The organism is Streptomyces thermolilacinus SPC6 (assembly GCF_000478605.2).
In the GTDB taxonomy this organism is placed as follows: Bacteria; Actinomycetota; Actinomycetes; order Streptomycetales; family Streptomycetaceae; genus Streptomyces; species Streptomyces thermolilacinus.
On the sequence record NZ_ASHX02000001.1, the window covers coordinates 2,967,144 to 2,981,111 of the forward strand.

Annotated in this window: 18 protein-coding genes; 2 read left to right on the forward strand and 16 right to left on the reverse strand. The window is 73.6% G+C overall.

The genetic code is table 11. The features are described from left to right. Window positions 1–94: 94 nt before the first annotated feature. Both J116_RS12705 and J116_RS12710 read right to left on the reverse strand, forming a co-directional pair. Complete coding sequence (locus J116_RS12705) at window positions 95–1,363, reverse strand: GNAT family N-acetyltransferase (RefSeq protein ID WP_037947534.1); 1,269 nt, start codon at window positions 1,361–1,363, stop codon at window positions 95–97. A 170-nt stretch (window positions 1,364–1,533) separates the two neighbouring features. Then, window positions 1,534–2,265: an RsiG family protein gene (locus J116_RS12710; RefSeq protein WP_028963992.1), complete on the reverse strand. Its 732-nt coding sequence runs from the start codon at window positions 2,263–2,265 to the stop codon at window positions 1,534–1,536. A gap of 115 nt (window positions 2,266–2,380) precedes the next feature. Here J116_RS12710 and dtd point away from each other — a divergent pair, with 115 nt between their 5' ends. Then, window positions 2,381–2,806, forward strand: a complete 426-nt coding sequence (gene dtd / locus J116_RS12715; RefSeq protein WP_023587455.1) for a D-aminoacyl-tRNA deacylase — start codon at window positions 2,381–2,383, stop codon at window positions 2,804–2,806. A 3-nt stretch (window positions 2,807–2,809) separates the two neighbouring features. Here the strand turns inward: dtd and ygfZ are convergent, their stop codons facing one another. The 6 genes from ygfZ to J116_RS12745 all read right to left on the reverse strand — a co-directional run bounded on the left by ygfZ (window position 2,810) and on the right by J116_RS12745 (window position 7,751). Further along, window positions 2,810–3,793 carry a CAF17-like 4Fe-4S cluster assembly/insertion protein YgfZ gene (gene ygfZ, locus J116_RS12720; protein WP_023587456.1) on the reverse strand — a complete coding sequence of 328 codons (984 nt, stop codon included), beginning with the start codon at window positions 3,791–3,793 and terminating at the stop codon, window positions 2,810–2,812. A 55-nt stretch (window positions 3,794–3,848) separates the two neighbouring features. Further along, window positions 3,849–4,337 carry a Fur family transcriptional regulator gene (locus tag J116_RS12725; RefSeq protein WP_079147715.1) on the reverse strand — a complete coding sequence of 163 codons (489 nt, stop codon included), beginning with the start codon at window positions 4,335–4,337 and terminating at the stop codon, window positions 3,849–3,851. A gap of 55 nt (window positions 4,338–4,392) precedes the next feature. Next, entirely contained in the window at window positions 4,393–4,965 is a 573-nt protein-coding gene (locus tag J116_RS12730; protein ID WP_023587458.1) for an FABP family protein, read from the reverse strand. 241 nt (window positions 4,966–5,206) lie between these two features. Continuing rightward, entirely contained in the window at window positions 5,207–6,124 is a 918-nt protein-coding gene (locus J116_RS12735; protein WP_023587459.1) for a hypothetical protein, read from the reverse strand. After that, window positions 6,121–6,891, reverse strand: a complete 771-nt coding sequence (locus J116_RS12740) for a hypothetical protein (protein ID WP_023587460.1) — start codon at window positions 6,889–6,891, stop codon at window positions 6,121–6,123. The genes J116_RS12735 and J116_RS12740 overlap by 4 nt, the downstream gene beginning before the upstream one ends. Further along, window positions 6,888–7,751 (reverse strand): hypothetical protein, encoded by an 864-nt coding sequence (locus J116_RS12745; RefSeq protein WP_079147716.1) that lies wholly within the window; start codon window positions 7,749–7,751, stop codon window positions 6,888–6,890. The genes J116_RS12740 and J116_RS12745 overlap by 4 nt, the downstream gene beginning before the upstream one ends. A gap of 111 nt (window positions 7,752–7,862) precedes the next feature. On the opposite strand from J116_RS12745, the gene J116_RS12750 reads away from it, so the two are divergent. Beyond that, window positions 7,863–8,225 carry a DsrE family protein gene (locus J116_RS12750; protein ID WP_023587462.1) on the forward strand — a complete coding sequence of 121 codons (363 nt, stop codon included), beginning with the start codon at window positions 7,863–7,865 and terminating at the stop codon, window positions 8,223–8,225. Window positions 8,226–8,245: 20 nt separating this feature from the next. Here the strand turns inward: J116_RS12750 and J116_RS12755 are convergent, their stop codons facing one another. The 8 genes from J116_RS12755 to J116_RS12785 all read right to left on the reverse strand — a co-directional run bounded on the left by J116_RS12755 (window position 8,246) and on the right by J116_RS12785 (window position 13,915). Then, window positions 8,246–8,509 carry a DUF3099 domain-containing protein gene (locus J116_RS12755; RefSeq protein ID WP_023587463.1) on the reverse strand — a complete coding sequence of 88 codons (264 nt, stop codon included), beginning with the start codon at window positions 8,507–8,509 and terminating at the stop codon, window positions 8,246–8,248. 118 nt (window positions 8,510–8,627) lie between these two features. Next, a complete protein-coding gene (locus tag J116_RS12760; protein WP_023587464.1) occupies window positions 8,628–8,915 on the reverse strand; it encodes a DUF1416 domain-containing protein in 288 nt (95 codons plus the stop codon). 45 nt (window positions 8,916–8,960) lie between these two features. Beyond that, window positions 8,961–9,806 (reverse strand): sulfurtransferase, encoded by an 846-nt coding sequence (locus J116_RS12765; protein WP_023587465.1) that lies wholly within the window; start codon window positions 9,804–9,806, stop codon window positions 8,961–8,963. Window positions 9,807–9,961: 155 nt separating this feature from the next. Next, entirely contained in the window at window positions 9,962–10,045 is an 84-nt protein-coding gene (locus tag J116_RS31505; RefSeq protein ID WP_361657456.1) for a putative leader peptide, read from the reverse strand. Window positions 10,046–10,413: 368 nt separating this feature from the next. Further along, the gene (locus J116_RS12770; RefSeq protein WP_023587466.1) at window positions 10,414–11,103 is read right to left on the reverse strand and encodes an LmeA family phospholipid-binding protein; all 690 of its coding nucleotides are present in this window, start codon (window positions 11,101–11,103) and stop codon (window positions 10,414–10,416) included. Between the two features lie 141 nt (window positions 11,104–11,244). Further along, window positions 11,245–12,660: a hypothetical protein gene (locus tag J116_RS28535; RefSeq protein ID WP_023587467.1), complete on the reverse strand. Its 1,416-nt coding sequence runs from the start codon at window positions 12,658–12,660 to the stop codon at window positions 11,245–11,247. A gap of 10 nt (window positions 12,661–12,670) precedes the next feature. Further along, window positions 12,671–12,925: a MoaD/ThiS family protein gene (locus J116_RS12780; RefSeq protein WP_023587468.1), complete on the reverse strand. Its 255-nt coding sequence runs from the start codon at window positions 12,923–12,925 to the stop codon at window positions 12,671–12,673. A 75-nt stretch (window positions 12,926–13,000) separates the two neighbouring features. Next, a complete protein-coding gene (locus tag J116_RS12785) occupies window positions 13,001–13,915 on the reverse strand; it encodes an alpha/beta hydrolase (RefSeq protein WP_028963993.1) in 915 nt (304 codons plus the stop codon). Between the last annotated feature and the right edge of the window lie 53 nt (window positions 13,916–13,968).

The window sequence follows — 13,968 nt, forward strand, 5'->3', positions numbered from 1 at the left end:
CCGCCGCACCCCGGGCCCGTACGCGCCGACCGCACGCCGTACGGATGCGGGGGCGGCCCGCCAGGCCGCCCCCACCCGTCCCGCCGGCTTCCCGTCAGAAGATGTCCGGGCACCACGCCCGGCGCGCGGCCCGGAACAGCAGGTCCGCCCGCGCGGCGGCCCCCGAAGCGCACTCCGCGACCCGGCCCAGCGCCACCAGCCGCTCCACCGACTCGTCGCCCAGGTACAGCGCGCCCAGCTCCGCCACGTCCAGCTCCAGATCGGCCGACTCCGCCGTGCGCGCGCAGGTGGCGCCCTCCGGGGACGCGTCCAGCCGGTAGCGGCCCCCGGATATGCCCGCCGCGTCCCGCACGTCCAGTACCAGCGAGCCGGACGCCCCGTACGTCCGCGCCTCCAACGCCCGTACGACGTCGAGGACGCGCACCCACAGCATGTCCGAGTGCGTCACCGCCCGCGCGGCCCTCGGGTCCGGCAGGAGCATCGGCAGCAGGTCGTCGGGCGCGCGGTGGCCGCTCTTGACGAACGTCACCCAGTCGATCGCGCACACATACCGCCACAGCGCCCGCTCGGCCGCCGCGGTCGTCGCCACCAGGTCCCGCACGGTGAGGGTGAGCAGTGGCTGGTTGCCGTCGTCCCACCCCTCGTCGGCGGCGTACGTGACGTACCCCTCCACCGCCCCGGACGCGGCGCGGTACATGGCGTGGAACGGCTCCCGCCAGGGGTCATCGGGCACCAGGTTCCAGCCGGTTCGGCGCTCCCAGTCGCGCGGGCAGCGGCTCACCATGCCGTGCCGCACCGCACGCGCCCCGTCGTACACCTCGGGACCGATCTCGCGCAGGGTCGCGCCGTCCACGAGGTCGATCCGGCCGCCGTCCTCCGGGCCGGACCAGCGCGGGTCAAGGGCGGCGCGGCGCAGGTCCACCTTCCACTGGGTGAACCGGCTGGCCGGTCCGAAACCGAACCTGCCGTAGATCGGGTACTCGGCGGCGATCAGCGTGGAGAGCACGTCACCGCGCTCCCGGGCCGCCGCGAACTCGGCGTCCATCATCCGGGAGAGCATGCCCCGGCGGCGGTGCGTCGGCGACACGGACACGTTGGTGATCGCGGTCGATGCCACGGGCGCGCCGCCGACCGCCGTCACCTCCTGCGCGAACGACCGGAACGTCGCCACGCAGCGCCCGCCGTCGAACACCCCGCGCATCCGCGACAGGTCGTAGTACGGCAGCCGCACCGCGACCTCCTCCGGGGAGGGCGTCGGGGGGCGTACGAAACCGGTGTGCAGCGCGCGTATCCAGTCGGGCACGTCCTCTTCGGTGAGGGTGCGCTGGACGAGGACGCCGGAAAGGGCGGGTGCGGACGTCATGGCGACCACGCTAGACAGCCGCCCGGCCCGCCCGCATCAGGGTTTTCCCCCCGCCCGTCCCCCACCGGACCCCGAGGCCCCCGGCCCGGAAACCCCGAGAACCTGAGACCCCCAAGAACTCCGAGGCACCCGAGGCACCCGAGGCACCCGAGGCACCGAGATCCCGATGCTCAAGCCAGCAGGTCGTCCACCTGGGCCTCGCCGTCGCGGTACCGGCGGGCGATCTCCGCGCTGCAGTCGTCCGCCGTGCGCTGGAGCTCCTGGCGGCGCCGCGACACGACCTGCTCGTACCCGGCCAGCCGGCCCATGGCCTCGCCCAGTTCCTCGTCCGTACGGGCCGCGAGGTCGGACAGCTCCACCTCGGCGAGCATCTCGGCGGCCAGCAGCCGGTACTCCTCGCTGCGCGGCGTGGACAGCGTCACGTGCCGGGCCGAGCTGGGGCGGCGGCCCGACGGCGCGTCCGCGAGGATCTCCGAAAGCCGGTGCATGACCGACACTTCGGGCGCCGCCCTGCGGGCCAGTTCCGCGCGGAGAATGTCGATACGGCCCTGCAACAGCCGCCGCACATAGCTCAGATCGGCCTCGTCGGTGTGCGAGTCCCGTCGCAGCGCCCGCAGTTCGTCCAGGCGGAGCGTCCTCAGGTCGGGCGACACGGCGGTCTCCTGTGGTCGTACGGCCGCCAGCGCGGCGAAGCCGACGGCCCGCGTCGTCCCGGCGGCGGCCCGGGTGGTCCCGGCGACGCCACGGGGCGTCCCGGCCGACGCGCGGGCGGCGGCGGGCGGTTCGTACGCGGGCGGTTCGGCGGCGGGCCGCTGTATCGGCGGACGGGACCGCTCGGACGCGGGCCCGGCACAGGTGGTCGATGCGGTGCCGGGCTGGTGCCCGGCGCCAGATGTGCTCATGGTGTTCCGTCCCCTCGACCGGTGCTTCAAGCGCACCGCCTGACAGGCATGGTGCCACTCCGCCATGCGATGCGCAGTCGTGTGCACCCGTTCGGCCCTCGGTAAGTTGGGGGCCATGCGAGCAGTGGTACAGAGGGTGCACGGGGCACGGGTCGAGGTCGCGGGCGAGACCGTCGGGGAGATCACCGGCGAGGGGCTCTGCGTCCTCGTCGGCGTCACCCACGACGACACCCCCGAGAAGGCCGCGCGGCTGGCGCGGAAGCTGTGGAGCCTGCGCGTGCTGGACGGCGAGAAGTCCTGCTCGGACGTGAACGCGCCGCTGCTCGTGATCTCCCAGTTCACGCTGTACGGGGACGCCCGCAAGGGCCGCCGCCCCACGTGGAACGCGGCGGCGCCGGGGCCGGTGGCCGAGCCGCTGGTGGACGAGGTCGTGGCGCGGCTGAGGGAGGCGGGCGCGACCGTGGCGACGGGCCGGTTCGGCGCGGAGATGCGGGTCTCCCTCACCAACCACGGCCCGTTCACGGTCCTGGTCGAGGTCTGAGCGCTACGGCTCGACGACCGTCTCCTGCGCGGCGGCCGTGCCCTCGCCGACGACCAGCGGCGCGTCCACCGGCACGTTCCGCTTCACCAGGGCGAGCGCGATCGGGCCCAGCTCGTAGTGGCGCACCGCCGTGGTGACGAAGCCGAGCTGCCGCCCGTCCGGGCCGTCGGACGCGAGCCGTACGGACGCCCCGTGCGGCGGCAGGTGCACCTCGCTGCCGTCCAGGTGCAGGAAGACCAGGCGGCGCGGCGGCTTCCCCAGGTTGTGGACGCGCGCGACGGTCTCCTGGCCCCGGTAGCAGCCCTTCTGGAGGTGGACGGCCTGCCCGATGAGGCCGATCTCGTGCGGGATCGTGCGGTGGTCGGTCTCGAAGCCGAGCCGCGGCCGGTGCGCCTCCACGCGCAGCGCCTCGTACGCGAGGAGCCCTGCGGCCGGGCCGTGCTGAGCGGCGTACGCCTCCAGTCCGGCGCGCGGCAGGAACACCTCGCGGCCGTGCGGGACCTCCCGGACGACCGCGCCGTCCGGGACCTCGGCGATCGACCCGGCGGGCAGGTGCACGACGGCGTACTCGTCCGTGCGGTCGGCGACCTCGACCCGGTAGAAGAACCTCATCGACTCCAGGTACGCGATCAGCGCCTCGCGCGTGCCCGGCTCGACGTGCGCCCACACGGTGGTGCCGTCGTCCACCAGGTACAGGGCGTGCTCGATGTGGCCGTTCGCGGAAAGGATCAGCGCGTCCGCGGCGCGGCCCGCGGGCAGCTCGCTGACGTGCTGGGTGAGCAGCAGGTGCAGCCAGCTCAGCCGGTCCTCGCCGCTGACGGTGACGACACCGCGGTGCGAGAGGTCCACGAGGCCGCTGCCGCCGACGAGGGCGCGCTGCTCGCGGAACGGGTCGCCGTAGTGCGCGGCGACACCTTCGTCGCGCCCCTCGGCGGGGACGGCGCCGGGCAGGGACAGCAGGGGGCTGGTCGGTGAAGGTCGCTGCATGGCGTCCAGCCTACGACTCGCCGTTCGACCCGTACGATTCGCCGTCCGCCGCCTGCTACTGCCCGTCGGGCGCCCGCGACCCGTCGTCCGCCGCCCGCGACTCGCCGTCGGGCTCCTCGGCGCGCGCCTTCTCGGTGCAGGTACGGCAGCGGCCGTAGATCGCGAAGTGCTTCATGTCGGTGTCGAAGCCGAAGCCGTCGAGCAGGGTGCGGGTGAATTCGGCGGCGACCGCCACGTCCGCCTCGATGACGTCGCCGCAGTCCCGGCACACCAGGTGGAGGTGGTGGTGGCGGTCGGCGAGGTGGTAGGTGGGCGCCCCGTGCCCGAGGTGGGCGTGGCTGACGAGGCCCAGCTCCTCCAGGAGCTCCAGCGTCCGGTAGACGGTGGAGATGTTCACCCCGGAGGCCGTCTTGCGGACCTCGGTCAGGATGTCGTCGGGCGTGGCGTGCTCCAGCGCGTCCACCGCCTCCAGGACGAGCTGGCGCTGGGGCGTCAGCCGGTAACCGCGCTGCCGCAGGTCGCTCTGCCAGTCGGTGCTCACCACGCGCTCCAGTGTAGGAGCACCGACCGGCGCGGCCGGGGCTACCGGGGAAATCCGCCTACTTGAAGAAGGCGATGCCGTCGTCCGGCAGGTCGCCCAGGCTCTTCGCCATGGCCTCGACCTCTTCCGGCGTGACGACCTTCTTCAGGTGCGCCGACATGTACGGGCGGAGCGGCACCTCGGGGGTGGCCTTCTCGCCGACCCACATCAGGTCGCTCTTGACGTACCCGTACAGCCGCTTGCCACCGCTGTACGGGCCGGACGCGGCGGTGCGGGCGACGGCGTCGGTCGCCAGGTCGATCTGCGGCTTCTTGTCGGCGAGCTCGCCGTACCACACCTCGACGATGCCCTGGTCGCGGACCATGACGACCTCGACCCTGCGGTCCTTGTCGATGCGCCAGTAGCCGCTCTCGCTCTCCAGCGGGCGGACCTTGTTGCCCTCGGCGTCCAGCACCCAGGTGCGGGAGGTGTACTCGATGAAGTCCCGGCCGTCGTGGCCGAACGTCACGGACTGGCCGAAGTTGCACTTCTCGGCGCCGGGGAAGTCGGAGACGCCCGCGCCCTCCCACGTGCCGAGCAGGAACGCGAGGGGGACGAGGTCCGGGTGCAGGTCGGACGGGATCTGGATCATGATGTCAGGCTGCCTGGCGATCTGTGCGGGTGCGGGGGGTCAGCGCTGGCCCTGGTACAGCTTCTTCACGGTCAGACCGGCGAAGGCGAGGACGCCGACGCAGACCAGGACCAGCAGGGCGGAGAAGAAAGCCTCAAGCACGGGGTGCTCCTCGGGTGAGCGGCGGTTCGGTATAGGGGCCGGGTCCCAGCCTAATGGGTGCGACCCGGCCCTCACCTGTGAGGTGCGCCCGCCGCGCGGCTCAGCCGAGGAGCTGGCTCTGGAGCAGCACCGTCTGCCGGAACGGGACGGCCTGGGCGACCCCCTTGCGCGACTGGACAACAAGCCCGAGGGTGTCCCCCGACACGATGTACGCCTGCCGGGTGTGCTCGGCGCCGAGCGGCGGGACCTCGTCGTAGACGTGCAGGGTGACGGGCCCTGTCAGCTCGTCCCACTCCCACGACTCGTCGAGCCGGGTCTCCGGGGCGCTGTTCAGTGCCGTGTCCGGGGACAGGCCGTGCCCGATCCCCGCCTGCAAGAACTCCTCCGCCATGTCGGACGAGGTGAGTCGCAGCAGATAGATCCGCGTGGCGGTGCCGTCCGGCATGGTCCAGCCCCGGGCGGCGATGTGCCGGACCCCGTGGTCGGCCAGCGCCTGCTCCAGGCCGGGGCGGTGCTCCTCAGCGTACTCGGAGAGGTACCGGGACTCCGTCACCCAGCCGCCGCCCAGCTCCTTGTCCGCTGTGGCGCCCAGCGGGGCGGGAAGCAGGAGGTCGCGCAGGTCGGCGTGGTGGATGTGATGGCGGTTGCCGTCGGTGTAGGGCCGCTGACGGCCCTCGGGCAGCGCCGGGAGGGTGAGCCGCGGGTAGTCCCAGCGGCCGTCGCTCTCGGTTGCGAGGCCGGGCACGTCGGTGCGGTCCAGGGAGGCGATGCCGTAGGCCGTACCGGTGCCGAGCGCACCGCACACGAGTACGGCGGCGGCCCACCGCGCCACGGCGAACCCGACGCGTCGGCCACGCGGGACGGCCGGTGGCGCGGCAGGACCCTCGCCGCCGACCGGGCCCGCTGCGGCGCCCTCGGCATGCGGGGCGGACGCCGCAGGCGTGGGCGTTTCGGGAACCGGTGTTTCGGGGGCGGCGGTCGGCGCGTCCGGGGTGGCGGTGGTCTTCTTGTCAGTCATACGTACTTCCCCGGCGAGTCGATGTGGTCGAACTGCTCCTTCACCATGTCCCTGATCACCCAGCCAAATGGCCCGCCCCCCTGCACGGTCACCGTCACGAGAGCATCGGACTTGTAGCCCAGGCACACCATCTCGCTGATGCCCTGGTCCAGTCGCCGCTCGTCTTCGTCCTCCGGCGCGAGGTGGCACGAGGCGCTCTTCTCATGGCCCTCCACATCCGGGCCTTCCTCGTAGCCGAGCCAGCCCAGCCCGGTGGTCTGGTAGCTGTGGAGCCGACGGGCCTTGCCTCCGTCCGCGAGCTGAGCGATCTGGACGCCGACCACGACGTCCTCCTCGTACACGCCGCCGCGCAGGGCGAACTCGGTGGAGTACGTCCTCGCGGCCAGGCCCCGTACGCCGAGGTCGTCGATCAACTGGTCGAAGGCGCGCCGCTGCGGCCCGCGCAGGTGTGAGGCCGACTCCCGCAGAGCGGCGGCGGCCGCCTCGGGGCCGAGCTCGACATCGTTGCCGTGCTCGCCGAAGTCCGGGCCGAGCTGGAATCCGTCGGGGACGGGCAGCAGCTTCTTGCCGAGCGGAGTGGAGGCCCGGCCACGCCAGGCTTCGGCAGCCGGGTCGTCCGCCTGCTCGGACGGCGCGTCGGCCCACACAGTCGTCGGGACCGTGCGGTCGGCGCCGGAGATCGTCACGGCGATGTGGGCGGTGCTGCCGCCGACCGCGCCCACGACGAGCAGCGAGGGGAGCACGACCCGGATCAGGAGGGACTTCACGAGAGACGCTCCAGTTGCCGTTCGGCCAGGGAGCGGATCTCGGCCTGGCCGATGCGCTCACTGTCGTAGATGTTGATGTCCACCACGATGTCGCCGCGCTGGAATACCGCGCGGGCGTGGTACACCGGCGCCTCGCCGTTCTCCTCGTACGGAGGGAAGACGTAGTAGCGGCCGTTGCCGCTGCCCTTCAGGGGGGTGCCGTCGCCCTCGAAGTTCTCGTCGCGGAGCTGCTCCGCGTGCGTGATGGCGTAGCCGCCGGAACGGAACTGCAGGAGCTCGATGTGGGTCTCCTTGTCACCGTCCTGGTCCCAGGCTGCCGCCGCGATCCGCCGGAGGTCCCGCTGCACCAGGTCCTCGAACACGTCCGCCGGACGGAAGTAACCCCTGGCGTACGAGGGGGCGTCCTCCCAGCCGTTCCTCAGCCACCAGGCGTCCTGGTCCACGGCCCCCTTCGGCTTGGGAACGATGAGCTTGCGGAGGTCGCCGTCCGTCTTGACGCGGCGGTCCTCGGCGGCCGTCAGCGGGGCCGGTTCCTCGCCCTTGGGGAGGGGCTTGGCCGGGTACGCGAGGCCGGGCTGGTTCAGGGGCGGGAGCGGGGTCGGCGGGCGGTCGGCCTGGATCTTGTAGCCGACCGCCGTGCCCGCGCTGACCCCGATGACCGCCGCGGCGGCGATCAGCAGCGCCGTACGGCCCCACCGGCGCCGGGGCCTGGCCACGACGGGCGCGGCGGCATCCGCCGGGGGCTCGGCGGGGGCGGCCGGGGCGGCGGGTGCCGGGGGTGCGGGCTCCGCGGGGGCGGCCGGGGGTGCGGGTGCGGGCTGGGGCTCCGGTGGGTGTTCCGGTCTTTCTGCGGTGTCCAAGAGAGGGTCCCCCCACGAGACCTGGAAGTGATCGGTTCCGTTTCAGCTGTACGACTCACTGACATGTACAGGCAGAGCAGGGTTGTACGCACGCGCATTACAGTTCGGAACATGGCGAAAAAGCTCGTGATCAAGGTGACCGCGGGGGCCGACGCCCCGGAGCGGTGCTCGCAGGCGTTCACGGTGGCGGCGGTGGCGGCGGCCAGCGGCGTCGAGGTGTCGCTCTGGCTGACCGGCGAGTCCTCGTGGTTCGCGCTGCCGGGCAAGGCGGCCGGGTTCGAGCTGCCGCACGCCGCGCCGCTGCCCGACCTGATCGCGTCGGTCCAGGCGGCCGGCCGGATCACGCTGTGCACGCAGTGCGCGGCCCGCAGGGAGATCACGGAGGCGGACCTGATCGAGGGCGTGCGGATCGCGGGCGCCCAGGTGTTCCTGAGCGAGATCATGGAGGACGGGGTCCAGGCCCTCGTCTACTAGGGCTCCCCGGGAAGCCGGGTCTACGGGCCCGGCTTCCTCTTGCCGTCCAGCTCGTCCCACCACTCGTCGGACTGCGGGTCCCCGCTGGGGTCGTCCCACCAGCGGTCGTCGGGCCCCCGCCGGTTCGCCGCCCAGGAGGCGAGCGGCGGCAGGAGCATAGCGGCGAACGCCATCCCGACGGCGGCCTCCACGGACCACAGCCGCACGAAGGACCACGCGCTGACGAAGAGGGCCAGGCACGTGCCCATCAGCACGAAATAGGTGCGCCGACGCCGTGCGTACACACCTTCAGGGTATGGCCCCGGCCCCGTCCGCGGGCAGACCGAAGGGCCGCACCTCAAGTCCCGGAAAGCGTCCAACCCCCAGGAGGTGCGGCCCCTCGGCCGTTCGGGTACCGCCGGATCAGACGGCGATCGCGACCTCGGCGAGGCCGCCCGTCTGGACGACGACCTGCCGGTCCGCCGTGCCGCCGGGCACGAGGGCGCGGACGGTCCAGGTGCCCTCCGCCGCGTAGAACCGGAACTGGCCGGTCGCGGACGTCGGGACCTCGGCGGTGAACTCGCCGGTCGAGTCGAGCAGCCGGACGTAGCCGGTCACGGGCTCGCCGTCGCGGGTCACCTGCCCCTGGATCGTGGTCTCACCGGGCTTGATCGCGGAGGCGTCGGGGCCGCCGGCCTGGGCTCCACACATGTCGTACCTGTCCTTACGCGTCGCGGGTGGGGCGGATGGGGCGGATTACTTGGCGGGGCCGAGCTCGATCGGCACGCCGACGAGGGAGCCGTACTCGGTCCACGAGCCGTCGTAGTTCTTGACGTTCTCCTGGCCGAGCAGCTCGTGCAGGACGAACCAGGTCAGCGCGGAGCGCTCGCCGATGCGGCAGTAGGCGATCGTGTCCTTCGCCAGGTCCACCTGCTCGTCGGCGTAGAGGGCGCGCAGCTCCTCGTCCGACTTGAACGTGCCGTCGTCGTTGGCGTTCTTCGACCACGGGATGTTGCGGGCGGACGGCACGTGGCCGGGGCGCTGCGACTGCTCCTGCGGGAGGTGGGCCGGGGCGAGGAGCTTGCCGCTGAACTCGTCGGGCGAGCGGACGTCCACCAGGTTCAGGCTGCCGATGGCGGCCACGACGTCGTCGCGGAAGGCGCGGATCGAGGTGTCCTGCGGCTTGGCCTTGTACTCGGTGGCCGGGCGGCTGGGGACCTCGGAGCCGTCGACCAGGTCGCGGGAGTCGAGCTCCCACTTCTTGCGGCCGCCGTCGAGGAGCTTCACGCTCTCGTGGCCGTAGAGCTTGAAGTACCAGTAGGCGTACGAGGCGAACCAGTTGTTGTTGCCGCCGTAGAGGACGACCGTGTCGTCGTTGGCGATGCCCTTCGCGGAGAGGAGCTTCTCGAAGCCCTCCTGGTCCACGAAGTCGCGGCGGACCGGGTCCTGGAGGTCGGACTTCCAGTCGATCCGGACGGCGTTCTTGATGTGGTTCTTGTCGTACGCCGAGGTGTCCTCGTCGACCTCGACGATGACGACCTTCGGGTCGTCGATGTGGGCCTCGACCCAGTCGGCGTCTACCAGGACGTCGCTGCGGCTCATGCTGTCTTCTCCTCCGGGGCAGTGTGCGGCGGGATGATGCGGATGCGACACGTCGCGCCGAGCGCTCTACGCGTACGAGGGTGCGGGGCGGCTACGGCGCACGGAAGGCCCCCCAGGGCGGAAGGGCCGAAAAACGCGGGGGTGAGAGAGCCCGCTCAGACAGTGCGACAGAGCATGGCGGCGACGCGGCACAGGTCTACTGCCCGCCGCTTCGTGAGGTCCGCCTGTCGCTTCATCATGGGTCCGATCGTAGGGACGGACAGGCGGCCGTGTCACCGGCGTGTCGCATGGTGAGACGAGAACATCCGCATGGCGGGACGCGAACGCCCCCGGGACGGGCTCCGAGCCGGTCGCGCCGGGGGCGTTCCCGCAGTTCGTCTAGGGGGCGGACGGGTCCGTCTCGCCATGTGGGAACGCGGTGGTACGGGGGCTCCGCGCGGCGGCCGTCACGGGCCCGGCCGGCGGCGCGTCCGGTTCGGGAACGGCCGGTTCGGGAGGGCCGGGCCGGGCAGCGACCTGCACGGGAGAGGCCGGGAGGCGGCCCGTACGGGAGCGGCCGGAGGCGGCGGCGCCCCGTACGGGAACGGCCGGGAGGAGCCGGGGCGGGTCAGCCCGCCAGGACCACGTTCTGGCCCGTCACCGCGATCTGGAGGCCGTCGGGCGTGGCCTCCACCCGCTCGATCCTCAGGCCCGCCGGGAAGCCCTTCACCTGGCGGTCGAAGTCGGTCCGCTCCCGGACCAGCTCCTCGACGCCCGGTATGCCCTCGCCCGGCACCTTGTCGGCCCGCACCCGCAGCGTGTCGCCGTCCACGACGCTCACCGTGGACAGCACGCTGCGCGTCACCTTGCGGCCCAGCAGCTCGATGCTGCCGGTGACCTTCAGCTTGCCGTCGCCGCCGTAGCCGAGGACGACGTCGTTGTCGGACGCCTTGCGCAGCTCCTCGTACGAGATGCGGGCCGTGCCCGTCGCGGACGCGGCGACCGCGCGCGAGTAGCCGTTCTCCAGGCGTACGCCGCGCAGTTCGGCGTTCAGCTCGCCGACCCGGACCGTGCGGCCGCCCGCCGTCGCCTCGACGCCCGTCATGGCCACGTCCACCTGGTCCAGCTCCCCGCCCATGATCTGCGTCAGGAACGGGAAGCCGCGGATCGCCACGTCCGGCGCCGTGGACAGGCCCTGCCGGGCCTGGACGCGGTCGGCCGCCTCGCTCTCGGCGGCGGCCACCGCCAGCCGGTCCGCGATGGTGAACAGCCCGCCGAGGACGACGGCGATGATCAGCAGTGTGCGCAGTGCTCGCATGGCTCGGTGTTTCCCCCGCCCAGTTGGTGCCCGGCCCCCCGACAACTGAATGATCGACGTCCGAGGGCCGGACAATGGTTCCCCGGCGCCTCGGACGTCACACGCGTCACACCCGTCACACCCGCGGGGGCGGGCAGGACGTCAGACGAGCACGCGCCCCAGCAGGTACACGGCGGGGGCGGCCACCGCGAGCGGCAGCGCGACCCCGGCCGTCATGTGGACGAACCGCGACGGGTAGTCGTACGCGGCCACCCGCAGCCCGATCGCCGCGCACAGCCCGGCGCCCAGGCCCAGTACGGCGGCGACGGCGCCGAGACCGGTCACGGCACCGGCCACGAACCCGGCGCCCGCGCCCGCGAGCAGCGCGGCGACGAGGGAGGCGGGGCCCGGCAGCGGCAGCGCGCGGACGACCGTGGCCGCGGCGACGGCCAGGGCACCGACGACGACCGCGTCCCGGTCGGCGGCCAGGAAACCGGCGGCCACGACGGCGAGCGCCGAGGACACGACGGTCGCCATCAGTCCGTACATCCGCTCCTCCGCCGCCGCGTGGCTGCGCAGCTGGAGGACGAGGACGAGCAGCACCCAGACGCCGAGGGTGCCGAGGATCGCGGCGGGCGCGTGCTCCCGGCCCGCGGCGAGCAGCGCGGCGTCCGCGACGGCGCCGCCGAGGAAGGCCAGCGCGATGCCCTGGCGGGCGGGCCACATGCCGTTGAGCCGGAACCACCCGGCGGCGGTGACCGCCTGGAGCAGCAGCACCGGGACGAGCAGCGCGTACTCGCCGAGGGCGGCGCCCCCGGCGAGTAGGACGCCGAGCAGCGCGGTGAGCCCGGCGGGCTGGATGCCCGGGTCGATGATCGGGGACCGTCCCTCGGCGCGGGCCCGCTGGGCGTCGGTGATGCGGGTGTTGCCGAGCGTGGTGGGGGCGCTGTACCCGGGCTCGGAGGCGGTGGCGGCTGCCGCCGGGACCTCGGGGGCGGGTGCGCCGTGGGCGCCGTGGGTGCCGTGGGCGCCGGGTGCGCCGTGGGCGCCGGGTGCGTGAGCCTGCGCGGCGGGTGCGGCGGGCGGGCGGGGCGCCTGGTCGTACGCCGGTGCGCCCGCGTACGCCGGTGCGCCCGGCTGCCCGTGCGGCGCGGGGCCCTGGTCGGTGACGGGCGGCAGGTACGCCGTCGGCGCGTCGTACCCGTGCGCGGCCGGCTGCCCGTGCGGCGCGGGCCCGTGACCGGTGACGGGCGGTAGGTACGCCGTCGGCGCGTCGAACCCCTGGCCGCCCGGCGGGTACGCCTGGGCGCCCTGGTGACCGTACGGCGCCGGGCCCTGGCCGGTGACCGGGGGCAGGTACGCCGTCGGGGCGTCGGGCGCCTGGGCCCGCTGGGCGCCGGGGGCCTCCGGGGGCAGCGGGTGGACGCCCGGGCCGTGCGGCGACGACAGGTACATCGTGTCGTCCGCCCGCGGCTCCCGCGGCGGCTCCGCCTGGACGGCCGGCTGGTAGCTCGTGTCCCAGGTCTGGCCCTGCCAGGTCTGCGCGACACTCGGGTCGTACTGCTGATCGCTGCTCATGCTGTGCGGCTCACCCTCCTGCGAACGGCGGGAGCACCTCTACCGTGCCGCCCTCCGCCAGCCGTACCGTCTCATGCCCGCGCGTCCCCACGGGGTCGCCGTCCACCAGGAACGAGCACCTCTGAAGCACCCGGACCAGCTCCCCGGGGTGCCGTTCGCGGGCGGCGTCCAGCGCCTCCGCGAGGGTCTCGGCGGCGTACGGCTCCTCGGCGGTACCGGCGGCGGCCTTGGCCGCGGCCCAGTAGCGGATCGTTCCCGCTGCCATGGAGGGCTCCTTTCGTCAGACCTCCATGATGGGCCACGCCCCTCACGCCCCCGACGCGCCCGGCGCCCACGCCCCTCACGCGCCCGGCGCCGCCCCCGTCCCTCCCGGCGCTCCCGTCAGCCAGCGGGCGATCCGCGTGAGCAGCTCCTCCCCCACGGCGTTCTCGGCGTGCCCCATGCCCCGCTCCAGCCACAGCTCGGCGTGTCCGCCCGACGCGGCGGCCAGCGCCCGCGGGTGGTCCACCGGGAAGTACGGGTCCCGGTCGCCGTGCACCACGAGCAGCGGCGTCGGCGCGATCAGCGGCACCGCCTCCACCGGCGACAGCGGTACGGGGTCCCAGTCGCGGTCGTGGATCCGGGTGCGGAAGCCGTACCGGCCCACCAGCCGCCCCGCCGGGCGGGTGATCAGCCAGTGCACGCGCCGCATCGGGGCCGTACCCCGGTAGTACCAGCGCGCGGGCGCGCTCACGGCGGCCACGGCGTCCGTACGCCCCGCCGCGCGCCCAGCACGCCCCACCCCGTACGTGCCCGCCCCCGACTCCCCGTTCGGGTCAATCCCCCGCTCCCCGTACAGCGCCGCGTGCCGCAGCACCACCGAGCCGCCCATGGAGAACCCGAGTGTCACCACGCGCGCGTGCCCGCGCTCCCGCGCCCACGCCACCGCCGTCGCGAGGTCCAGCACCTCCCGGTCGCCGACCGTGGAGCGCCCTCCGGAGCGGCCGTGGCCCCGGAAGGAGAAGGTCACGACCGCCGCGTGCCGGGCCAGGACTGCCGCGGCGCGGCGCAGCGCCGGGCGGTCCACCGACCCGGTGAACCCGTGCGCCACGACGACCGCCGTGTCCGCCGGGCCGGCGGCGCAGGGGTCGTACCGGGCCTCCAGAAGCACTCCGTCAGGAGTCCGCAAAGACATGCGCAAGGTTTCATCCAGAGGGCCGCACGTGAGCGAGGAAACATCCACACTGTGAAATAGGCCCTCTGTCCGGGATCTCATGTGGGCTATTGTTGCTGGGAGAGGACCCGGCAATGCAGCCCCCGGGTCCTTTT